Annotated in this window: 21 protein-coding genes; 17 read left to right on the forward strand and 4 right to left on the reverse strand. The window is 33.9% G+C overall.

Translation table 11 applies throughout. From position 1 onward, the window contains the following. Positions 1-37 precede the first annotated feature (37 nt). The 11 genes from CHB80_RS05995 to CHB80_RS06045 all read left to right on the forward strand — a co-directional run bounded on the left by CHB80_RS05995 (position 38) and on the right by CHB80_RS06045 (position 10,895). The gene (locus tag CHB80_RS05995; protein ID WP_089370504.1) at positions 38-421 is read left to right on the forward strand and encodes a VOC family protein; all 384 of its coding nucleotides are present in this window, start codon (positions 38-40) and stop codon (positions 419-421) included. 108 nt (positions 422-529) lie between these two features. Continuing rightward, the gene (locus CHB80_RS06000; RefSeq protein WP_089370505.1) at positions 530-964 is read left to right on the forward strand and encodes an NINE protein; all 435 of its coding nucleotides are present in this window, start codon (positions 530-532) and stop codon (positions 962-964) included. Between the two features lie 168 nt (positions 965-1,132). Then, entirely contained in the window at positions 1,133-1,456 is a 324-nt protein-coding gene (locus tag CHB80_RS06005; RefSeq protein WP_089370506.1) for an ArsR/SmtB family transcription factor, read from the forward strand. 4 nt (positions 1,457-1,460) lie between these two features. Then, positions 1,461-2,906 (forward strand): pyridoxal phosphate-dependent decarboxylase family protein, encoded by a 1,446-nt coding sequence (locus CHB80_RS06010; protein ID WP_089370507.1) that lies wholly within the window; start codon positions 1,461-1,463, stop codon positions 2,904-2,906. A gap of 12 nt (positions 2,907-2,918) precedes the next feature. Then, the gene (locus CHB80_RS06015; RefSeq protein ID WP_089370508.1) at positions 2,919-3,410 is read left to right on the forward strand and encodes a DUF6428 family protein; all 492 of its coding nucleotides are present in this window, start codon (positions 2,919-2,921) and stop codon (positions 3,408-3,410) included. Positions 3,411-3,418: 8 nt separating this feature from the next. Continuing rightward, positions 3,419-3,925 (forward strand): GNAT family N-acetyltransferase, encoded by a 507-nt coding sequence (locus tag CHB80_RS06020; RefSeq protein ID WP_089370784.1) that lies wholly within the window; start codon positions 3,419-3,421, stop codon positions 3,923-3,925. Between the two features lie 112 nt (positions 3,926-4,037). Continuing rightward, positions 4,038-5,153 (forward strand): TlpA family protein disulfide reductase, encoded by a 1,116-nt coding sequence (locus CHB80_RS06025; protein ID WP_179218094.1) that lies wholly within the window; start codon positions 4,038-4,040, stop codon positions 5,151-5,153. Positions 5,154-5,236: 83 nt separating this feature from the next. Continuing rightward, positions 5,237-5,656 carry an arsenate reductase ArsC gene (locus CHB80_RS06030; RefSeq protein WP_089370510.1) on the forward strand — a complete coding sequence of 140 codons (420 nt, stop codon included), beginning with the start codon at positions 5,237-5,239 and terminating at the stop codon, positions 5,654-5,656. Positions 5,657-5,837: 181 nt separating this feature from the next. Further along, the gene (locus CHB80_RS06035; RefSeq protein WP_089370511.1) at positions 5,838-6,869 is read left to right on the forward strand and encodes a hypothetical protein; all 1,032 of its coding nucleotides are present in this window, start codon (positions 5,838-5,840) and stop codon (positions 6,867-6,869) included. A 2-nt stretch (positions 6,870-6,871) separates the two neighbouring features. Then, positions 6,872-8,287 carry an MBOAT family O-acyltransferase gene (locus tag CHB80_RS06040; RefSeq protein WP_089370512.1) on the forward strand — a complete coding sequence of 472 codons (1,416 nt, stop codon included), beginning with the start codon at positions 6,872-6,874 and terminating at the stop codon, positions 8,285-8,287. A 157-nt stretch (positions 8,288-8,444) separates the two neighbouring features. After that, complete coding sequence (locus tag CHB80_RS06045) at positions 8,445-10,895, forward strand: alpha/beta hydrolase family protein (RefSeq protein WP_089370513.1); 2,451 nt, start codon at positions 8,445-8,447, stop codon at positions 10,893-10,895. 151 nt (positions 10,896-11,046) lie between these two features. Here CHB80_RS06045 and CHB80_RS06050 read toward each other — a convergent pair whose 3' ends face one another. Next, on the reverse strand, positions 11,047-11,799 hold the full coding sequence (locus tag CHB80_RS06050) for a DUF5995 family protein (RefSeq protein WP_089370514.1): 753 nt from the start codon (positions 11,797-11,799) through the stop codon (positions 11,047-11,049). A gap of 147 nt (positions 11,800-11,946) precedes the next feature. On the opposite strand from CHB80_RS06050, the gene CHB80_RS06055 reads away from it, so the two are divergent. Continuing rightward, complete coding sequence (locus CHB80_RS06055) at positions 11,947-13,419, forward strand: M28 family peptidase (protein ID WP_089370515.1); 1,473 nt, start codon at positions 11,947-11,949, stop codon at positions 13,417-13,419. 124 nt (positions 13,420-13,543) lie between these two features. Here the strand turns inward: CHB80_RS06055 and CHB80_RS06060 are convergent, their stop codons facing one another. Genes CHB80_RS06060 through CHB80_RS06070 form a run of 3 tightly spaced genes read right to left on the reverse strand, consistent with a single transcriptional unit; the run spans position 13,544 to position 17,147 of the window. Continuing rightward, positions 13,544-15,358, reverse strand: a complete 1,815-nt coding sequence (locus tag CHB80_RS06060) for a GNAT family N-acyltransferase (RefSeq protein ID WP_089370516.1) — start codon at positions 15,356-15,358, stop codon at positions 13,544-13,546. A gap of 40 nt (positions 15,359-15,398) precedes the next feature. After that, on the reverse strand, positions 15,399-16,652 hold the full coding sequence (locus CHB80_RS06065; RefSeq protein ID WP_089370517.1) for an aspartate kinase: 1,254 nt from the start codon (positions 16,650-16,652) through the stop codon (positions 15,399-15,401). 12 nt (positions 16,653-16,664) lie between these two features. Then, a complete protein-coding gene (locus CHB80_RS06070; protein WP_089370518.1) occupies positions 16,665-17,147 on the reverse strand; it encodes a GNAT family N-acetyltransferase in 483 nt (160 codons plus the stop codon). A gap of 118 nt (positions 17,148-17,265) precedes the next feature. Here CHB80_RS06070 and fbp point away from each other — a divergent pair, with 118 nt between their 5' ends. The 5 genes from fbp to CHB80_RS06095 all read left to right on the forward strand — a co-directional run bounded on the left by fbp (position 17,266) and on the right by CHB80_RS06095 (position 21,562). Next, positions 17,266-18,273, forward strand: a complete 1,008-nt coding sequence (gene fbp, locus CHB80_RS06075; RefSeq protein ID WP_089370519.1) for a class 1 fructose-bisphosphatase — start codon at positions 17,266-17,268, stop codon at positions 18,271-18,273. A gap of 77 nt (positions 18,274-18,350) precedes the next feature. Beyond that, complete coding sequence (locus tag CHB80_RS06080; protein WP_089370520.1) at positions 18,351-18,701, forward strand: fructose 1,6-bisphosphatase; 351 nt, start codon at positions 18,351-18,353, stop codon at positions 18,699-18,701. Between the two features lie 21 nt (positions 18,702-18,722). Then, positions 18,723-19,520, forward strand: coding sequence for a cell envelope biogenesis protein OmpA (locus CHB80_RS06085; protein ID WP_089370521.1), 798 nt, complete (start codon positions 18,723-18,725; stop codon positions 19,518-19,520). Continuing rightward, positions 19,507-20,001, forward strand: coding sequence for a Rab family GTPase (locus CHB80_RS06090; protein ID WP_089370522.1), 495 nt, complete (start codon positions 19,507-19,509; stop codon positions 19,999-20,001). Before CHB80_RS06085 ends, CHB80_RS06090 begins: the two co-directional genes overlap by 14 nt. Continuing rightward, positions 19,994-21,562: an ATP-binding protein gene (locus CHB80_RS06095; protein WP_089370523.1), complete on the forward strand. Its 1,569-nt coding sequence runs from the start codon at positions 19,994-19,996 to the stop codon at positions 21,560-21,562. Before CHB80_RS06090 ends, CHB80_RS06095 begins: the two co-directional genes overlap by 8 nt. Positions 21,563-21,605 lie beyond the last annotated feature (43 nt).

The raw sequence follows: 21,605 nt of genomic DNA on the forward strand, positions 1-21,605 counted from the left end.
ATCATTAAAAACACCACGCTAGAGACGTGGCAAGCATATGAAAAGAGTTACAGGAATAGGAGGGATGTTTTTTAAAAGCGAAAACCCCGATGCACAAAAAGAATGGTATAAAAAACATTTAGGATTACCTACAGATCAATACGGTTGGACATTCTGGTGGAGAGATGAAAACGGAAATAAATGCTCTACACAATGGAGTCCTATGGGAGCAGATACTACCTATTTTTCCCCAAGCGAAAAGCCATTTATGTTTAACTTTAGGGTAGACAACCTTATAGAATTATTAAAAGTTCTTAAAGAAGAAGGAGTAACTGTAGTAGGTGATGTAGAGGAATATGACTACGGGAAATTTGGATGGATTCTTGATCCTGAAGGAAATAAAATAGAATTATGGGAGCCTGTAGATAGCGCCTTTTTGTAAGATTATACTGCTTTTTATAACATGTTTATATTTAAATAATGGAGTTTTTTAAGATTTCTGCCCTTTTTTTAATAGTTTTAAGATTCTAATTAACTAATCAATACAACAATGAGCGAAGAAACGAACGAAGGTCTAGGGGATGATCTTAAAGACAAAGCAAAAAAAGCAGCTAGTGAAGCTAGTGAGAAAGCAAGTGAATTTGCAGATGATGTAAAAGAATCTGCAAAAGAATTTTCTGATAGTGCAAAAGAAGAATGGAATAAAGTAACTAACAGCAACGATAATAAGAAAATACTTGCAGGAATATTGGCAATTATCTTAGGATCTTTAGGAATTCATAAATTTATTCTAGGATATCAGAAAGAAGGAATTATACTTCTTGTGGCTACAGTAATAGGATATGCCACTAGTTGTATAGGAATAGGCTTTTTTATTTTAATGGCAACAGGAGCTGTTGGTTTAATAGAAGGGATTATATACCTCACAAAATCTGATGAAGAGTTTTACAACACGTACCAAGCGGGAGAAAAACCTTGGTTCTAAAATAGTATAGAGAAAAGCCTGAAAATCATTTTCAGGCTTTTTTGTTAAATTTAATATCGTAATATTGCTATATTACTTTTTTATTTCTAATTTTGTACTAACATAATGGATGAATCCTCACAATAAGAGTCTATACATTATGTTAGTTTAACACTAAATACATCTATTATGGGAGTTACAAAAAGACACATACACTCTATGAGAGCAAACCAAATGGCAGATCTTGCAAAGGTGCTTTCTAATCCTGCCAGAGTAGCTATTTTAGAATATATAGGAGATTGTGATGGTTGCCTATGTCAAGATATCGCAGAAAAAATAAGACTATCACAACCTACAACCTCACAGCACTTACAAGTGATCCGAAAAGCAGGCTTACTAAAAAGCCAGTTTAAAGGAAAAGCTCAGTACTACAGTATTGATGTGAGGAAGTGGGAACAATTACAACAACACTTCCAAGATTTCTTTGAAGCTACCAAAGCAAAATGTTGCTAATTGTATGAGTACACCTACACTACATAAAGCATACGATAGTCGTTTATTTAGTGAACAAGGGAATGACTTAATCCTGCAGATAAGGAATCATCTTGAGCAAAATATAACAGGACAAAAAGAAACCATCACTAAATGGGTAGATCCTCAGGATGAATATACTTTTTGGAAGACATATACGCAAGAGAATCATACAACACAGTCTTTCTTTGAAACCGTTTTAAAACGCTCTATACACATACATCATCCACATTATATTGGACATCAAATAGCGCCTACAGTGCCTGTATCTGCATTGGCAAATTTGTTGAGTGCACAACTTAATAATGGAATGGCAGTGTATGAGATGGGGCAAGCGAGTTCTGCAATAGAAAGAGTGGTCATAGAGTTTTTTACAGAAACCATTGGGTGGCATGAAGGAGATGGATTTTTAACCTCTGGAGGAACATTAGCAAATCTTACGGCATTACTAGCTGCAAGAAAAATAAAAGCAAACTCAGATATTTGGAATGATGGATATGATGGCAAACTCGCTATTATGGTATCTGAAGAAGCACATTATTGTGTAGATCGTTCTGCCAGAATAATGGGACTAGGAGAAGCAGGAATTATCAAAGTACCCGTAGGAGAAGATTACAAAATACGTGTAGACCTCTTACAACACTATTATGATCAAGCTGTACAAGATGGCTTTGAAGTTATTGCCGTGATAGGAAGTGCGCCATCTACAAGTACAGGAATATACGATGATTTAGATGGGGTTTCCGCTTTCGCGAAAGCGAATAATATCTGGTTTCATGTAGATGGAGCTCATGGAGGCGCTGCGATTTTTTCTAAAAAATACAAACACCTACTGCAAGGCATAAACAAAGCAGATTCTGTTATTATAGATGGTCATAAAATGATGGGTACTTCTGCTATCACAACAGCAGTTCTTTTTAAAAATTCAGTAGATAGTTATGCCACCTTTAGTCAAAAAGCCCAATACCTATGGGAACAAAATGACGACCCAGAATGGTACAACCTTGCAAAACGAACCTTTGAGTGTACAAAAAGTATGATGAGTTTGCGATTTTATGCAATTCTTAATGCCTATGGCGCTCAGTTTTTTGATGATTTTGTAACCACACTTTACGATAGTGCATATGTGTTTTCTGAATATATTAAGGAAAGCCCTGATTTTGAACTTGCCTTAGAAGCTCAAAGCAATATTGTGTGTTTTAGATATACGGGAGGTATTCCAAAAGAAAAAATTCAGGAAATAAATAAAACCATTAGAAAGACCCTTTTAGAAGAAGGGACATTTTATATCGTTTCTACTACTTTAAAAGGAGAATTGTGGTTGCGTACCACATTTATGAATCCATTTACAACAGAAGAACATACTCAAAAACTAACAGATAAAATAAGAACAATAGCAAAAAGCATACATCATAAAATGCAAGACGCATAAAAAATAAGAAAGATGAAAACACAAGAATTTTTAGAAATATTAAAAGAGCATCAAGGCAAATCATTATTATTTGAATATGCTCCCAATTTATTAGTAGGTGCAAATTATCACATCACAGAAGTAAAACACATTACCATTGATTCGGTAGATTGTGGTGCAGGTGTCGATGCTTGGAAAGAAACCATTATTCAACTATGGGAAGACCCTAATGAATTAGGCAAAACAGAATTCATGAGTGCTTATAAAGCCATGGCTATTCTAGCCAAAGTAGGTCGTATGAAACCTTATGTAATGGATGCAGAAGTACGTATAGAATATAGCAATGCAAACTTTCATACAGCACAACTATATGTTAACGATTACGAAATACGCGGAAACAATTTACTGCTTAAATTAGTCGGGCAACCTACAGATTGTAAGGCTAAGGAAGCTTGTGGTATTGCTGCTCCCGTAACCGCCGATGCACAAGCAGGTGGATGCGCTCCTGGAAGTGGATGTTGCTAATAAATGATATGCGTGTAGCTCAGCCAGATATTCAAATACGTTTGTTTCAAAAAAATGATTATTCCGCTTGCGCGAAAATTTATAAAGATGGCATGGATACAGGTATTGCAACTTTTGAAACAAAAGTACCAGATTGGGACACATGGAATGCTAAGTTTTTAAAGCAATGTCGTTTTGTAGCTGAAGCAAATCAAACCATTTTAGGATGGTGTGCTCTCACGCCTTTCTCATCAAGAAAAGTCTATAAAGGAGTTGCTGAGGTGACTATTTATGTAGCAAAAGAAGCACAGCAAAAAGGAATAGGGAAGTTGCTATTACAACATCTTATAAAAGAAAGCGAGAAAGCAAATTTTTGGACCCTACAAGCAAAGATTTTTCCAGAAAACATTGCTAGTATCAAGTTGCATGAAAGCTATGGTTTTAGAAAAGTAGGAGTACGCAAAAAAATTGCTATGCGCGGTGGGATTTGGTATGATAATGTGTTGCTAGAGAGAAGAAGTCATCAGATTGTATGAAGTGGTTATTAATTGTTGTCAAATATTTATTAATACTATGAAAAAAATAATGTATTTAATTTTCCTTCTGTCAACGCTACAAATTACTAGCCAAGAATTGAATCTTGAGATTTTGAAAAAAACAATTACTACATTAAGTAATATTGAACGTGTTTTTTATACGTCAAGTTTTGAAGGAAATGAAGAAGGAGTCACGTACATCAATAGTGAAGATGCTATTTATTTTGATTTTTCAAATAGTACCAGAAATAAGACACCAAAATATTATATAAAAAATAAAGAATCCGAACTGATATTTGATGGAGAAAGTCATGTCCAATCTTTAGTGAGTGAGAAATTAATAGCAACAGGAGGTTCTAGAAACCCTAACAATCCTCTATTATTAACATTGCACCCGATTAAAGAACTATTACCTCAACTAATTACTAACGAAAATGTCGAAATAAAAAGAAGTAATGATGTTTTTGTTAATGAGCAAAAAAACTACCAATTTGAATTCGTACTAAAAAATAGTAACATCGATTGGGAAAGACTACGTATAAATACTTTTGATCTAGCAGATGTAAAGTATACTACGTATATACTAAACATAAATACTTCTGATTATTTACCCAGTAAAATAATAATGCCAAATGGACCCTCTGGAACCATGAGCAGAACTATAGAAAATGTAAACCTCAATTATAAAGTTGATCCAAATCTATGGACTGGTGACTTACTTCCAAATGAATTTACTAAGATCTCTTTTGGAGATTATGTAAAGCAAATGCAAGAAAAAATGATGTTGCAAGTAAAAGAGAGTACTGCTAAAAATGAGACTAAAAAAATTGAAAATTGGGAACTTCCTAATTTAGATAATGATAAGCTTATAGATTTTTCAACATTTAAGGGGAATGTTGTTTTGTTAGAATTTTGGTTTAAGTTCTGTGGTCCATGTGTTAAAGCAGTACCAGAACTTAATGCATTAAGTGAAAAGTATAAAAACGAGAATTTTTTACTCTACGGGATAGAGTTTAGAGAAAATTTTCCAAAAGAAAATTTGCAAGAATATACTTCCAAAATAAAGATGAGTTACCCAACATTATATAAAGGGAAAGAACTAGCTGATAAATATTCAGTTCAAGCGGCACCTACAGTAATGATTATAGATAAAAAGGGAACTATTATTTATGTAGCATCTGGATTTGATAAGGAAAAAATTGAAAGTATTATTAAAGATAATTTGTAAAAAGAATATTTATAAAGCGTATCAGATTATAATTACAAATTAAAAAAGATATCCGCCTTCGCGGATATGGAAATGAATTAATTATGAAAAAAAACATACTCGTACTTTGTACAGGAAACAGCTGTCGTAGTCAGATGGCACATGGATATTTAAACCTATTAGCAGGTGATAAGGCAACGATCTATTCGGCAGGAATAGAAACCCACGGGATCAATCCGGGAGCAGCGGCTACTATGGCAAAAGATGGTATAGATATTACTGGGCATACCTCAAATCATGTAGATGAATATGAAGGGGTGGATTGGGATTTTATTATTACCGTATGTGATCATGCTTATGAGAACTGTCCATTCATTGCAGCGCCTAATGCCACACGATTACATCACAACTTTTACGATCCCTCAAAGTTTGTAGGATCTACTGAAGATACAGAGGCCGCTTTCGCGAAAGCGAGAAATGAAATAAAAGCATATTGTCAAGATTTTATATCAAATCATTTGTAATTTTCTTGATTTAACGGGATTTTCTTACAAAAACAGGGAATTTCCCCTGTTTTTGTAATTATAATTTTTTATACATTTAGGGCTATAAATTAACTAACCAATCCATTTTAGACAATTTCCTTGTCAAAATTAAAATAGTCAAGTTCCCTCGTATTGTCATTGGGTTACCAATAACAATAAAATGAATCTTAAAAAATCAGTAGGCATCGCCGTCGTACTCGGCATTGCCTTTATTGCCATTTGGGAACTTTATGTCCGATCGCTAGGATATGTTTCAGAACTTGATGATAATAAAGCACTTTGGGCTATTCAAAGAGCCAAAGTAGATAAGCTCTCTTCAGATGATATCGTATTATTGGGCTCTTCAAGAGTTCATTTTGATATTCAACTCAATGAATGGGAAGAAGCTACAGGCGTTCGTCCTATTATGCTAGCTTCTGATGGTACAACACCCACCCCTATTTTTAAAGAAATTGTTGAAGAGACTGATTTTAATGGTACCGTGGTCATAGGTGTGGCTCCGGCATTATTTTTTTCACAACCAGGAAAAGGATTTATGTGGGATCGTCCTACCAAAAGACTCCGTCATTATTATGAACAAACCTATGCCCAACGTGCCAACCATTACCTTTCCCTTCCTTTAGAACGCACCTTTTCGTTTCTTAATGCATCAGAAGAAGAATGGTCTGATGATATAGATTTAAAAACCCTAGTTAACAACATTAAAATAGGCAATCGTTTGCCCGAAGGGAGACCTCCTTTCAATAATTTTGGATTCGTAGATGCCGATCGAAATGTGACCATGTTTGAAAAGACCAAAACTGATACAGCCTTTGCAAATGGAATTGTCAAAATATGGCTAGGAGGGATAGAGCGACGCCCAACACCTGTAGTAGACTCAGTAATACTTTATTACCAGCCTTTAATTGAAAAATTAAAAAAACGTGGAGGAAATGCTATTTTCATACGATGTCCTTCTAGTGGAAAACTAAGAGAAAAAGAGAACGAAATATACTCCAGAACTGTCTGTTGGGATGAACTACTTTTACAATCTGGACTTAATGGCTATCACTTTGAAGATTATACACAGTTAAATCAATTTACCTGTCCAGAAGAATCTCATCTCTTTTCTACAGACGCACGTATTTTTACCAAAGAGCTAGTGAAAATTCTTCTAGAGGATCAACAAATTTCTAACCTTAAAACTCGATAATTATGTTATTCAATTCACTCAGTTTTGTGGTTTTTTTGATTGTTGTTTTAGCGCTTTATTATTCAAAAATACTATCCTGGACCGGAAAAAAGCGCATGCTTTTGCTATCTAGTTATGTGTTTTATGGAATGTGGAATCCACCCTTAGTTATTTTACTTTGGATTTCTACAGTTGTAGACTGGACTGCAGGAAAAAAACTAGCAACGCTAGAAAATAAAAAAAAGAGAAAACTATGGCTCTTGTTGAGTATGGTTGTAAATCTTGGGTTTTTAGGATTCTTTAAGTACGGTAATTTTTTGTTAGAAAATTTTACGGCGATACTCCAAAGTATAGGAATAGAATACGAGGCACTTCCTATGGATATCATTTTACCTATGGGAATTTCTTTTTATACGTTCCAGACCATGTCATATACTATAGATATGTATTATAGAAAAGGGGAGCGTGCCCGTACTTTCCTAGATTTTGCATTATATGTGACCTTCTTCCCGCAATTAGTTGCAGGACCTATTGTGAGAGCAAAAGACTTGATTACACAATTTTATGAGCCCAAAAAGGCAACGATTCATCAGTTTTTATGGGGATTGTTTTTATTGACCATAGGTGTGTTTCAGAAAGTAGTTTTGGCAGATGCTTTACTCTCTAGTACGTCAGATAAAGTTTTTGATGCAGGTAAACTACTTCATGGGGTAGATGCATGGATAGGTACACTTGCCTTTTCAGGACAAATATTTTTTGATTTTGCTGGATATTCTACCTGTGCAATCGGGATCGCATTGATGTTAGGTATTATATTACCAGATAACTTTAGATACCCTTATGCATCTATAGGTTTTTCTGACCTTTGGCGTAGATGGCATATTTCGCTGTCTAGTTGGTTACGTGACTATTTATATATCCCATTAGGAGGGAATCGTCATGGAATTACAAGAATGTATGTAGCACTTATGCTTACTATGTTATTGGGAGGATTATGGCATGGAGCCGCTTGGACATTTGTAATCTGGGGTGCTTTGCACGGAATATACTTGGTGGGAGAACGTTTACTTAAAAAATTAATTCCTATAAAAATTAATGCATGGAATGGAATTTTCTTAGCGTTCTTAACCTATACATTAGTCAATATTACGTGGGTCTTTTTTAGAGCCAAAGGATTTGCTACTGCAAATGACATGATTACCTCTATGTTTTTTCTGAATCCAGACGGAAGTAAAATTTTAGGAATTGCAGAAATTGGAAAGGTTGTTATTGTGATTACAGGACTGTTTTTATGTCATTGGTTTATGCGTAATACATCTATGAAAGAGGTGTCACTTAAAACTCCTTCTTGGGTATTAGGTGTTGGTTGGGCAGTATTATTCTTTTTGATTTGTTTAGCGCAAGGAAGTGGAGAACAGTTTATTTACTTTCAGTTCTAAACTATTTTTTGGTTGTTTTTGCTTTCGCGAAAGCGAACTTATGAGATAAGAAGAACGAAATGTTAAAGTGGGGAGATGAAATAAAAAGACATTCTCACAAAACATTAACAGTTCGTAGCGTGCTTTTTCTGTAATTTTAGGAAAACGAACCTTACCAATGAAAAAAGTATTATTCTCACTAAGTTTTTTGCTAGTTGTTTCTAGTACAATTGCTCAAATTAATCTTGATTATCAGAAGCCTCCAAAAGAAATTTTAGACCTTGTTGATGTGCCACGTGCCCCAAGTGTACGTATGAATACAAATGGCGATACGATGTTACTTTTATATAGAGATAGTTATAAAGATATCGCTACACTATCTGAAAAAGAACTCCGTTTAGGAGGGCTGCGTATAAATCCAAAAACAAATATTGGGAGTCGTGTTACCTATTTTAATAATGTTAAAATAAAAGGAGTTACCGAAAAAGAAGCACGACAGATTACGGGACTGCCTGATAATCCAAAACTAAGTAATTTTAGTTGGTCTCCAGACGAATCTAAAATGGCACTTACAAATACTATAGATGATGCTGTAGAAGTCTGGATTCTTGATGTAGCTACAGCGAAAGCATCAAAGCTCGCCACACCTGCTCTCAATGCAAATATGGGAAACCCAATACGATGGTTTAAGGACGGTAGTAGCTTGTTAGTAAAAGTGATTCCAGATTCTAGAAAAGCACTTATTAATACAGCAGAAGCAGTACCTACAGGACCTACCATTTCTACAAGTGATGGCTCAAAAGCTCAAAATCGTACATATCAGGATTTATTACAAAACCCAAATGATGTATTTAATTTTGAACAATTAGCTACTTCTAGTCTTATAAAACTTGATTTAAATGGGATTATTACACCATGGAAAGAAGCGGCAATGTACAGCGGTATTTCGTTATCTCCAGATGGAAAATATTGGATGATTACTGTGATAGAAAAACCTTTTTCATATATAGTGCCTTATCGTCGTTTCCCGCAAACATCTGTGGTTTATAATGTAGACGGGACTATTGTGAAAACGGTAAATGAAGTTCCGCTTATTGAAGAATTGCCCAAAGGTTTTATGGCTGCTCGCAAAGGGAAACGAAGAATGCAATGGCGATCTGATGCCCCTGCAACCTTGGTTTGGGCAGAAGTGTTAGATAATGGCGATCCTGAAGTAGATGTGGCATTTCGTGATCAAGTATTTATGCAAGCAGCACCTTTTACAAATACACCTCAAAAAGTACTTCAAACGGTAGGACGTTTTAGCGGAATCCAATGGGGGAATGATCAAACAGCTATAGCTTATGACTATTGGTGGAATACACGTAATACAAAAACGTATCTTTTTGATCCTTCTAGTAAAAGTAATAATGGGAAGATTATTACAGATCGTAATTACCAAGATGTGTATAGCGATCCAGGTGCTTTTGTGACACACGAAAATGAATATGGGCGTTATGTTCTTACCATAGAAAACAATGAACTCTTTCTGACGGGAGATGGTTATAGCGAGAAAGGGCAATTTCCGTTTATAGATGCAATGAGTCTAAAAACAGGAAAAACAAAACGCATGTATGAATCTACATATACAGATAAGCTAGAAAATTTACTAGGCGCTATCGATATGAAAAAAGGAGAAATTTTAGTTCGTATTGAGTCACCTACAGAATATCCTAATTACTATATACGTAATATCAAAAAAGATAAACTTACACAGATTACAGATTTTGAAAATCCTTTTGCAAGTATACAAGATGTGCATAAGGAAGTGATTACCTATAAGCGAGATGATGGTCTAGAGCTTTCGGGAACTTTATATTTGCCAGTAGGTTATGATAAGGAAAAGAAAGAAAAAATGCCCATGATTTTATGGGCGTATCCTGAAGAGTTTAAAGATAAAAATAGTGCATCACAATCTACTAAGAACGCAAATGCATTTACATTTCCTTATTATGGATCTATGATTTATTGGATTACTCGTGGATATGTAGTGTTGGATGATGCTTCTTTTCCAATTGTAGGAGAAGGAGATGAAGAGCCTAATGATAGTTTTAGAAAACAATTGGTGGCTAATGGGAAAGCAGCGATTGATGCTGTGGATGCATTAGGATATATAGATCGTAATCGAGTAGGCGTAGGAGGTCATTCGTATGGAGCATTTATGACGGCTAATTTACTTTCTCATTCCAATTTATTTGCAGCAGGGATTGCTCGTAGTGGTGCATATAATAGAACCTTAACACCCTTTGGTTTCCAGAGTGAGCAACGTAGTTATTGGGAAGCACCAGAGGTATATTATAATATGTCTCCATTTATGCATGCAGATAAAATGAAAACCCCTTTACTTCTTGTACATGGTGTAGCAGATAATAATTCAGGGACGTATCCTTTACAGAGTGAACGCTATTTTAATGCACTGAAAGGGTTAGGAGCCACAGCAAGGCTTGTCATGCTTCCTAAAGAAAGTCATGGATATCGTGCTAAGGAATCTATACTTCACCTTTTATGGGAACAAGATCAATGGTTAGATACCTATGTAAAGAATAGAGGAACTTCAGAGATTAATGATGACGAAGAATTAAAAAACTAATACGATATAAGTATAAAAAACCACTTGACTATCTGTTTATCTGTTAGGTGGTTTTTTTACCTTTCGCTCTTTCTGTGGTTGTGAATCTTGCAGGCTCGATTTCGCGAAAGCGAGAAAAGCTATAAAAGAATGCTTAATTATAAGTAACATCTTAACTACTTAAAACATCGGCTACTTTTGCTACATTTTTACTTTCAAACCAACGTATAAATCGAATCACCCATCGCAAAATCCTACTTTTAGTAGTAGATAGTTTAATGGCTATATCCCCAATAGAAGTATCGCGTTTTGAGAAAACAGTTTCTTTGTCTGTAGCATCATGATATTCATTGGCAAATAACCATGCTTCATCACGAGCAATATTAATGCTAAAGGTCGCAATAAGATCTTCTTTTCCATCTGCTACTTTGTCAAGTAAATAAAAGAATGGAGATACACGTCCTATCTTTTGCTGTACACCGTCTACCATACTGGCTAAAATGGCATTGATTTTATTAAAATCTGCATGAATATTTTCTAAATTACCATCTGGTCCCATAGTTTCAGAAACAGCGATACCTAGGTCTAAATTAATATGTGCATTAATTCCTAAAAGAAGATGCTGTAAGATTAAGAGCCGTTGATTTTTTGCAACTTCAAAAGCATTTTCCCATGAAAGCGATGGTTTTTTTCCTTCTTTATACGTAAAATAAGCCTCTAGATATCTATTGGCAAAAATCACATCAAGTCGCTCCATTCTTGGATTGTCTTCAAATTCTTTTTGAATGATTCCTTCTTTAATGCGTTCTGTTACTTTTTTATAAAGGATTGGAAAAAAAGCAAGATTACTATTTGCAGCTACTTCGGTAGTGATAATATCTCCCAAAATTGCAATAACTTCATCTATGGTTGTAGCCTGTTTCATGTCATATAATCAGATAGTTATAGAGATTAAAGTTAGAGATAAGTAGGTATATGATCAAATTATTTAGAGACTATAATCTTTAAAGGAGATATTTACTACTTAATTTAAGTATATAATTACTTACTTTTAAAGCATAAATTAAATATCATGAAAAAATTTGCATTTCTTTTTTTAGTAGTATTAAGTACGACAATCACTTTTGGACAAAGTGATAAAATTAAAGTCCAAGAGACCGTTACAAAATCAAAAATTGAAGGGCATATTTATTTCTTAGCTGATGATTTATTAAAGGGAAGAGAAACAGGAACTCCTGAAAATAAAATTGCGGCATCGTATCTAGCAAATACATTGCGTAGTTATGGCGTAAAACCTAATCCTAAAACTGGAGATTATTATCAAGAAGTAACTCTTCAAAAAATAGCGCCACCTAAAGATGTTATAATCTCTATAAATGGCAGCACTATAAAAGACTATGCGGTATTAGATGTAGCAGTTACAGATTTTTCTAAAGGCGCTGTCTATTTAGGATATGGATTAGAGCAAGATTATAAAGGAAAATCAGTAGATGGGAAGCTTGTTATTGTAAAAGCGGGTAGTGCCGATGCAAAAGATGCACGTGCTGCTTTTGGACTCCGAGATCTAAAACGAGAACTGGCGAAACAAAATGGTGCTGTAGGAGTTCTTGAATTATTAGATGCACAAGAACAAATGTGGGGATTTATAGAGCATAATTTTAATGCTCCTTCACTTGATATTGTAAAGGAGGAAAGTAAGAAGTCTAACATGCCTTATGTCTGGATATTAGATAAAGGAAGTAACATAGCAAACAGCCTTTCTACAAATAAACCTGTAGCCGCGTCACTTACAATGAGTGATTCTCAAAAAGAGATCGTAAAATCTCAAAATGTAATAGGTATTGTAGAAGGTACAGATCCAACATTAAAAAATGAATATATCATATATTCTGGGCATTATGATCATGTAGGGATAGGTACGCCAGACGAAACAGGAGATGTTATTTATAATGGAGCTCGTGATAATGCCGTAGGGACAACCACAGTGTTGAGCATGGCAGAAAACCTTGCAAAATACCCAACAAAACGATCGGCGTTATTTATTTTATTTACCGGAGAAGAAAAAGGATTGCTTGGAAGTTCTTTTTATGTAGAAAATCCTGTGCTTCCTCTTGAACAAATGGTGTATTGTTTTAATAGTGATAATGGTGGGTATAATGACACGTCTTTGGCTACAATTATTGGATTGCCTAGAACAACTGCGGCACAACATATAAAAGATGCAGCAAGTGCTTTTGGATTAACGGCTATAGATGATCCTGCACCAGAGCAAGGACTTTTTGATAGAAGCGATAATGTAAATTTTGCTGCAAAAGGAATTCCTGCACCTACATTTTCCTTAGGTTTTACTGCTTTTAATGGTGATGTGACGAAATACTATCACAGACCAGGGGATGAAGCAAATACGCTGGATTATGACTATCTATTTAAGTTTTTTAGTGCTTATGTACTTGCGGGAAGAAATATCGGGAATGATCCAGTAACCCCTACTTGGACGGCTGGCGATAAATATGAAGCAGCAGGGAAGGCGTTGTATAAAAACTAATTTTAAGCCTGTGTACGCTTTAACGCTTCGCTCTCCTTAATAGTCGTGAACCTCACAGGTTCGCTTTCGCGAAAGCGTATAATGAATAAGATAGATTAAGAATTAAAACCGTAGAAATCGAAGACTATTCTTCTTCTAGATTTCTATGGCCATATTTTTTTTCAAGTTCTGCTTGAAACTCTTCCATTACAGGCTTTACAGTACTTTCAGGAAGGTCTGCAATACGTATGTACATAAGACCATCTACTGCGTTATTAAATAGTGGGTCTACATTAAAGGCAACTACTTTTGCGTTTTGTTTTATATATTTTTTGATAAGTACAGGAAGCCTAAGAGAGCCCGGTTCTACTTCATCTATGAGCTTGTCAAACTTGTTAAGATCGGCAGCGCTTTCGTCAAAAACAAATTCTTTATCGGCGTCTTTAAGTCGTACTTTGAATTCTTTTTTAGGGCGAATGTATTGGGCTACATAAGGGTCCCAATAATGAGATTTCATAAACTCAATCATCAAGGATTTTGAAAAATTTGAGAATTGATTAGAAATACTAACTCCTCCGATGAGGTATTTATGTTTTGGAAAACGTAAGGTAGTATGAACAATACCTTTCCATAATAGGAATAAGGGCATTGGTTTTTGTTGATATTCACTAATAATAAAAGCACGTCCCATTTCGATACTTTGGCTCATCATTGTATGTAATTCGGTATCAAAACGAAAAAGGTCTTGAAGATAAAATCCATCAATACCATATTTTTCATAGATTTCTGAACCTAATCCCATACGGTAGGCTCCTGCTATTTTTTTTGCATCACTATCCCATAAAAACATATGATGGTAGTAACGATCAAATTTGTCCAGATCTGTAGCTTCATTAGTTCCTTCTCCAATGGCTCTAAATGTGATTTCGCGTAAGCGTCCTATTTCCCGAAGTGTATTGAGCATTTCATCTGCAGGTGCAAGAAAAACTTCATAGTTTTTGGATTGTAACAGGCGACGGTCATTAGATCGTAGTTTATCAATCTCTTCATAAATTAAATCACTACTTATTGAAACGGCAATTTCTTTGGGTTCTTTAGGAACTTTAAGAGTTTGTGGTATGGTGCTAAGACGACTTTTTGTTTCAAAAGATTTCGCTAGCATATATGTTTTCTTACGAAGAAACTCTGTAAAACTAGGTAAGTCTGTATATTCTTTTTGAGCAGTAACTTTTATAGGGTTTCCAATACGAACTTTAATCACTCTATTTTTTTGAGTAAGTAATTCGCTAGGAAGTTTAGCGGTTCGTAAGGTGCTACTTATACGTGATAGTTGATAGAATAACCTACTGTTTTTTGCATGAAAATAGATAGGTACAATAGGGACCTCTGCTTTTTTGATAAGCTTTATAGCTGCTTCTTCCCATGGTTTATCAATAATGAGTTTGTCATCTTTATAGGTAGAGACTTCTCCTGCCGGGAAAATTCCTAGTGGGCATCCATTTTGGAGATGTAATAGTGCATTTTTAAAACCAGCAATACTAGATTTTACATCTTTACGATCTTCAAAAGGATTTACGGGCATTACGTAAGGTTTTAAAGGATCTATACGGTGTAAAAGAAAATTTGCTATAATTTTAAAATCATCACGCTGTTCAAGCATGAGTTTAAGTAAAAGAATACCATCAATCCCTCCTAATGGGTGATTTGAGATAGTTATATAAGCACCATTTTTAGGAAGACGTTTAAGATCTTCTTCAGGGATATCAAATTTGATTTGAAATTCATCTAGAAGGGCATTTAAGAAATCGAGATCACTCAGATGTTTATTGCGATCATAAATTTTATTTAGGCTAGAAATTTTAAGTGTTTTCATGAGTGACCAACCAAGAAAAGTACCTATAAAGCCGAATTTATCAACGTTTATGGCTTGGGCAACTTCTTTTGCGGTAACTAAACTCATATACTATTATTTATAACTATATAATCAAATATAACAATACTTACTCTTCTTTTAGCACATACTGAGTAACTGTTCTATTTTCTTGTTTTAAAAGTACTTTTCGTCCATGTAAAAGCAGATTCATCTCATTAGGTGAAGCATGCCTAGCAGTAAGTAATGTAACACCTTCATTCCATCTTACTTTATAGGTTGCTCTCAATTTTTTAAGTAACGGTTCTAGGGTATTAAACTTATTTTCAATGCAAACGGAAAAGCTAATAGCTGAGTTTTGCATCATGGTTACTTTCATTTTATAGATGTGCAACAAGTTAAAGATGTCACTTATATTCTCTTCCATTATAAAACTAAAATCAATAGAAGATAAGGAGATAAGAATTTGGTTTTTTTTCACAATAAAACAAGCAACCATAGGATCTAACTGTATTCCTTTTCCTATGTATGTGCCTGGATTTTCAGGAGTAATAAATGATTTTACATAAAGTGGTATTTCTTTTCTCTGTAATGGTTGCAGCGTTTTAGGGTGTATTACAGAGGCTCCATAAAATGCCATTTCAATAGCTTCATTGTATGAAATTCGTTTTAATAATTTGGTGTTTTTAAATACTCTTGGATCACCGTTTAAAACACCAGGAACATCTTTCCAGATAGTGAGATTTTCTGCGTTTAGGCAATATGCAAAAATAGCACCTGTATAATCACTTCCTTCTCTACCCAATGTTGTTGTAAAATTATTTCCTTCAGAAGCAACAAAACCTTGTGTGACGAAAAGCCCTTCTTTTTGAATGGTATCTTGGATATTTTTTTTGGTTGTTTCCCAATCTACATGAGCATCTCTATAATTTGCATCTGTTTTTATAAGTTCGCGAGCATCTATCCATTGATTTTTAATATTATTTTCAGAAAGGAAAGCACTCACTATATGTGTAGATGTAAGTTCGCCGTAGCAAATTACTTGGTCATAAACAAAATCATAGTTAGGTGATTTATTAAGTTCTAGGAAATTTCCGAGCTGTTTAAATAAAGTATGAACAGTCTCAAAAATAGCGTGACCTTTAGGAAAGAGAATAGAAATTATATCAAGGTGATAGTCAAGGCATGTTTCAATAGTATCAGTAACCTTAGTGCTATCATTAAAATATGCGTGTATTACATTTTCTAATGCATTGGTGGTTTTTCCCATAGCAGAGATCACAATTAATTTATTTGTGAAACCTGTCTTTTTTAAGACAGTGGCTATGTTTTTTACGCTATCTGCATCTTTTACAGAAGCTCCTCCAAATTTAAATACTTGCATTTTATATCGTAATTATGCTATTGAACGAATATAGTTATGTAATCTCTCTTTATTCATTTGAACAAGATGCCAATTTTTTAGTAATAGTGCACCACTATTTTCATAAAAAGTAATTGCAGGAGTATTCCAGTCTAACACAACCCATTCTACTCTATTAACATCTTGACTTATAGCATAACGCATAACTTCATTATATAATGCTCTTCCAAAGCCTTTTCCTCTATAATTTTGTGATACAATAAGGTCTTCAAGGTGTAAAGATTTTCCTTCCCAAGTAGAAAATCTATAATAAACAAGTGCCATTCCTACAATTGTTTCTTCATGTTCTGCTACAAAACAAGTAAATAAGGGATTTGTTCCTGTGCCGTTTTTAATAAGGGTGTCTACAGAGATGTTAACTGCATCAGGTTCTTTTTCAAAAACAGCAAGCTCATTGATAAGAGCAAGAACAGCTGGCATATCCTCTACCTCTGCTCTGCGAATAAAATAATCCATAAGAAATCCGATCTAAGCGAGCTAAAGTAAAAAAATATATAGATAAAAGAATACGAAATCGTTGTAGTGGTGGTGTTTTTTTTGAATATTTTTGCAAAAAAATAATGATAGACACTACATGGCACGTAAAAATCAAACTTTAGGAGAATTTATAATAGAAAATCAATCAGAATTTAAGTATTCTTCTGGTGAATTGTCTCGACTGATTAATGCAATTCGATTAGCTGCTAAAGTGGTAAATCATCAAGTTAACAAGGCTGGACTTGTTGATATATTAGGAGGAGTAGGAGATACAAATGTACAAGGTGAAGATCAACAAAAGTTAGATGTTATTGCAAATGAAGCTTTTATAAATACACTTAAAAATAGAGAGATTGTTTGTGGTATTGGTAGTGAAGAAAATGATGACTTTATTACGGTAGAAGGGCATAATGACGATCATAATAATAAGTATGTAATTCTTATGGATCCTTTAGATGGTTCTTCAAACATAGATGTAAATGTTTCTGTAGGTACCATTTTTTCTATCTACAGAAGAATTACTGATCCAGGAACTCCTGTTACTTTAGAAGATTTCTTGCAACCAGGACGTAATCAAGTGGCTGCAGGATATATTATTTACGGCACTAGTACAATGTTAGTATATACAACAGGTCATGGAGTTAATGGATTTACATTAAACCCAGCAATTGGAACATTTTACTTATCTCATCCTAACATGAAATTCCCTGAAGAAGGAAATATTTATTCTGTAAATGAAGGAAATTATACACATTTCCCACAAGGGGTAAAAAACTATATTAAATATTGCCAAGAAGAGTCTGAAAACCGTCCTTATACATCTAGATACATAGGATCTCTGGTTTCAGATATACATCGTAATATGATTAAAGGAGGTATTTATATGTACCCAAAGAGCTCTCTTAACGCAAAAGGGAAGCTTAGATTATTGTATGAATGTAATCCAATGGCATTCATAACTGAACAAGCTGGAGGCAAGGCAAGTGATGGATATACGTCAATATTAGACCTCCAACCTACTGAATTACATGAGAGGGTTCCTTTCTTTTGTGGAAGTAAAAAAATGGTTGAAAAAGCAGAAGCTTTTATGGCAGAATCATTATAATCCCTATATGTCTAGGCGCTTATCGTCATTTTTTATATATTTGATTTGCTATAACGCAATGAATCCCTCATCACATTATGTCTAAAGGAAATAAAGAGAAGAGCAATCAAAATCAATTAGAAGCAAATTCTAAAATAGATGCTATTAAGCAGCTTATTTTTGGAGAAAACATGGCTGAATATAGCCAAGAGTTTGATACGCTAAAAAAAGAGCTTGAAAAAAGACGACACGAGTTAACAGATTATATTGATGACACTCGAAAAGAACTTATGACTGCTATTGACAATCTAAGTACAGATGTTAATATTCGAATATCTGACCTAGAAGAATCATTAAATGACAAAGCAACGTCTTTGGATGAGAAAAAAGTAGATAAATCGCAATTAGGCAATTTATTAATAAAGTTAGGCGAGAGTATAAAATCTTAATAGTTCTAACTATTCTCTGTCATGGACTCTAAGGAAAGACTCGAGATTTTAAAGGAAATCTTACTTACAGAAGAGCGTGAGTTTGACAAAGACCTTGTGCTTAAGATTGAAAAATTAAAATCAAGACAAGATAACCTTTCTGATAGAGTAACTCCAATACTTGATGAACGTATGGATGATTTTGTCGAAAATATGCCTAAAGCGCTAGGACCTGTAATTACAGAAACTCTTAAGACAGAAATAAAAAAATCTCAAGAAGCAGTAGCCGAAGCACTATACCCAGTAATGGGTAAAATGATTAAAAAATATGTTCAAGCTGAGATTAAAAAGCTTAATGAAGATATTAATAAAAGGCTTAATAAAACATTTTCATTTAGAAATTGGTTTTCAGGAAAGGATAACAATATTGATGCTGCCGCATTAATGTATGAACAGTATAAAGCAAGAATTGAGCAAATTATGATCATTGAAAAAGGATCAGGATTGCTTAAAGCTAATTATGCTAAAAGACCTACTCTTGATGAAGATATGTTAGCGGGCATGTTAACGGCTATCAAAAGCTTTGTAGAAGATGCCTATAACCAAGGAGAGATGGAATTGGAAAGAATAGATTATGAATTATTTACAATTCACCTTCAAAACTTTTCAAATTATTATATTGCAGTAGTTATTACGGGTATTTATGACGATGATTATAAAGATAAACTAGAAGATGTGCTATTAGATTTTGCACAATTTGTTGTAAACAAAAGCGATTTAGAAAACCCAGAAACTTTTACCAAAAAATTAAAATCATATTTTACAGATGAGCGTATCTAAAAAAGTTGTACTGTTAGGACATTTTGGCGTAGGAAAGTCTTCACTTCTTAGACGTTTTGTAGAAAATACCTTTTCAGAAAGTTATACCGTTACTATCGGAGTTCATATCATGAAAAAGGAAGTGCATTTAGAAAAAGAAAGCGTTACTTTAGTGATATGGGATGTTGAAGGAACAGACGATTTTACTAAATATAGACCCTCATATCTTATGGGAGCGTCTAGCTTTATATATGTTTTTGATGCCTCTAGGCCAGTTACTTATAGTGATATAAAATATAACTTAGAGCATCTAAAAGAGAAATTCCCTCATGTTTCTGTGCACATTATCGGTAATAAAGTGGATTTGGTCGATTCTGAAGTGATTTTAAATGATTTAAAAGCACAAGATATTCAGCATTCTTATCTTTCTAGTGCTAAGACTGGAGAAAATGTTGAATTGCTGTTTCAAAATGTAGCAGCACAATTACTTGAGAATGCTTGATAAGCTCAGACAAGATTTTTTAGAGAAGACCACTCAAATACTTATTTTAGATAATACAAATCGAGTTTTAGAGACGGATAACTCTTTATTTTACATAAAGAGAGATTCTGATATTACTGATTTTCACCCCTTCTTTCACGTTATTTCATCTCTTTTTGAAGATAAGAGAAACGAACAAAAGTTCTATTGTGTACAGATGGAGGTAAAAGGTAAAACTTGCTTTTATGATATAAGGACAGTAGTCGATTCTGAAAAAAAACAAATTGTATTATTTATAGAAGACCTTACTGATCATTATAAAACGGTACATCAAATAAAACAAGTGCGTAATGAATCTATTATAAACTTTAATATTACGCAAGAATTGAATCATGAGCTAAATGTTCAAAGAGGATTTAAGAACAAGTTTTTAGCAAATGTTAGCCATGAAATTAGAACGCCTCTCAATAGTATCCTAGGATTTTTAAGTGTACTTGAAAATACAAGTGTAGATAGAGAGCAATTAGACTTAATAAGTATTATTAAAGAGTCTTCTAAAAACTTAGTCTCTATCGTAGATGATCTTTTAGATATTTCAAAAATAGAAGCAGGAAGGCTAGAAATCAAGAATAAGCGATTTAATTTTAAAAAATTTACAGAGTCACTTGTAAAAACGTATGAACTTCAAGCTGAAGAAAAACGCTTGAAATTTGTTGCTGATATAGGAGCAAACCTTCCTCGTTTCCTGATTGGAGATCAACTTAGATTAAATCAAATTTTAATTAATTTACTGGAAAATGCTTTAAAGTATACACATCAAGGTACTGTTATGCTACGTGTATCAACAAACTCACGTAATATGCGTCGTATTCCAGTAACTTTTGAAATTAAAGATACAGGTATAGGGATTCCTAAAGAACACCTTACTACTATTTTTGAAAGTTTTACGCAATTAGAAAAACGAGGTTTGTTTGGCGGTTCTGGATTAGGACTTAGTATTGTAAAACAGCTTACCCAATTAATGGATAGTGATCTTGAAGTAGAAAGTGTAGAAGGTGAAGGCTCTATATTTAAGTTTACGATTTATATGGGTGTTTCTCATGATCAAAAAGAAGAAAAAGAAGTATCGATTACTAGAAAAATAGATAGAAAAAGCGGAGGTGCAAAAAAGAAAAAATATCGTATTCTATTAGGGGAAGATATAGAAGTAAATCAGCTTCTCATGATGCGATTATTTGCAGATGAAGGCAGTTATAGTTTAGATATTGCAAAAAACGGAGAGCAAGTAGTGCTTTTTCTTGAAAAATATCAATATGATCTTGTTTTGATGGATTTGACCATGCCTGTTATGGACGGATATGACGCTGCATTACGAATTCGAAACCATACAGATAAGAAAATAAAGAAAATTCCTATTATTGCTTTAACTGCTCGTACTACAGAAGAAGAAAGAGAGGCGGCTAAAGAAAGTGGAATGAATGCATACTTGACAAAACCTGTAAATTCGGAAGTTTTATTTAAAACAATAGATCGATTATTGCATCGCTATAAGAATAAGAAAACTCAAGAAAGTGTGAAATAATAAAAAAGGCGACAAATTTGTCGCCTTTTTTATGAAATATGAT

The sequence above is a fragment of the Dokdonia pacifica genome, assembly GCF_900188275.1.
GTDB classification, from domain to species: Bacteria; Bacteroidota; Bacteroidia; order Flavobacteriales; family Flavobacteriaceae; genus Dokdonia; species Dokdonia pacifica.

Bases quoted from the DNA above. Each gene is read 5' to 3' on its own strand.
- CHB80_RS05995 (WP_089370504.1), top strand. From the start codon at position 38: ATGAAAAGAGTTACAGGAATAGGAGGGATGTTTTTTAAAAGCGAAAAC.
- CHB80_RS06000 (WP_089370505.1), top strand. From the start codon at position 530: ATGAGCGAAGAAACGAACGAAGGTCTAGGGGATGATCTTAAAGACAAA.
- CHB80_RS06005 (WP_089370506.1), top strand. From the start codon at position 1,133: ATGGGAGTTACAAAAAGACACATACACTCTATGAGAGCAAACCAAATG.
- CHB80_RS06010 (WP_089370507.1), top strand. From the start codon at position 1,461: ATGAGTACACCTACACTACATAAAGCATACGATAGTCGTTTATTTAGT.
- CHB80_RS06015 (WP_089370508.1), top strand. From the start codon at position 2,919: ATGAAAACACAAGAATTTTTAGAAATATTAAAAGAGCATCAAGGCAAA.
- CHB80_RS06020 (WP_089370784.1), top strand. From the start codon at position 3,419: ATGCGTGTAGCTCAGCCAGATATTCAAATACGTTTGTTTCAAAAAAAT.
- CHB80_RS06030 (WP_089370510.1), top strand. From the start codon at position 5,237: ATGAAAAAAAACATACTCGTACTTTGTACAGGAAACAGCTGTCGTAGT.
- CHB80_RS06035 (WP_089370511.1), top strand. From the start codon at position 5,838: ATGAATCTTAAAAAATCAGTAGGCATCGCCGTCGTACTCGGCATTGCC.
- CHB80_RS06040 (WP_089370512.1), top strand. From the start codon at position 6,872: ATGTTATTCAATTCACTCAGTTTTGTGGTTTTTTTGATTGTTGTTTTA.
- CHB80_RS06045 (WP_089370513.1), top strand. From the start codon at position 8,445: ATGAAAAAAGTATTATTCTCACTAAGTTTTTTGCTAGTTGTTTCTAGT.
- CHB80_RS06050 (WP_089370514.1), bottom strand. From the start codon at position 11,799: ATGAAACAGGCTACAACCATAGATGAAGTTATTGCAATTTTGGGAGAT.
- CHB80_RS06055 (WP_089370515.1), top strand. From the start codon at position 11,947: ATGAAAAAATTTGCATTTCTTTTTTTAGTAGTATTAAGTACGACAATC.
- CHB80_RS06060 (WP_089370516.1), bottom strand. From the start codon at position 15,358: ATGAGTTTAGTTACCGCAAAAGAAGTTGCCCAAGCCATAAACGTTGAT.
- CHB80_RS06065 (WP_089370517.1), bottom strand. From the start codon at position 16,652: ATGCAAGTATTTAAATTTGGAGGAGCTTCTGTAAAAGATGCAGATAGC.
- CHB80_RS06070 (WP_089370518.1), bottom strand. From the start codon at position 17,147: ATGGATTATTTTATTCGCAGAGCAGAGGTAGAGGATATGCCAGCTGTT.
- fbp (WP_089370519.1), top strand. From the start codon at position 17,266: ATGGCACGTAAAAATCAAACTTTAGGAGAATTTATAATAGAAAATCAA.
- CHB80_RS06080 (WP_089370520.1), top strand. From the start codon at position 18,351: ATGTCTAAAGGAAATAAAGAGAAGAGCAATCAAAATCAATTAGAAGCA.
- CHB80_RS06085 (WP_089370521.1), top strand. From the start codon at position 18,723: ATGGACTCTAAGGAAAGACTCGAGATTTTAAAGGAAATCTTACTTACA.
- CHB80_RS06090 (WP_089370522.1), top strand. From the start codon at position 19,507: ATGAGCGTATCTAAAAAAGTTGTACTGTTAGGACATTTTGGCGTAGGA.
- CHB80_RS06095 (WP_089370523.1), top strand. From the start codon at position 19,994: ATGCTTGATAAGCTCAGACAAGATTTTTTAGAGAAGACCACTCAAATA.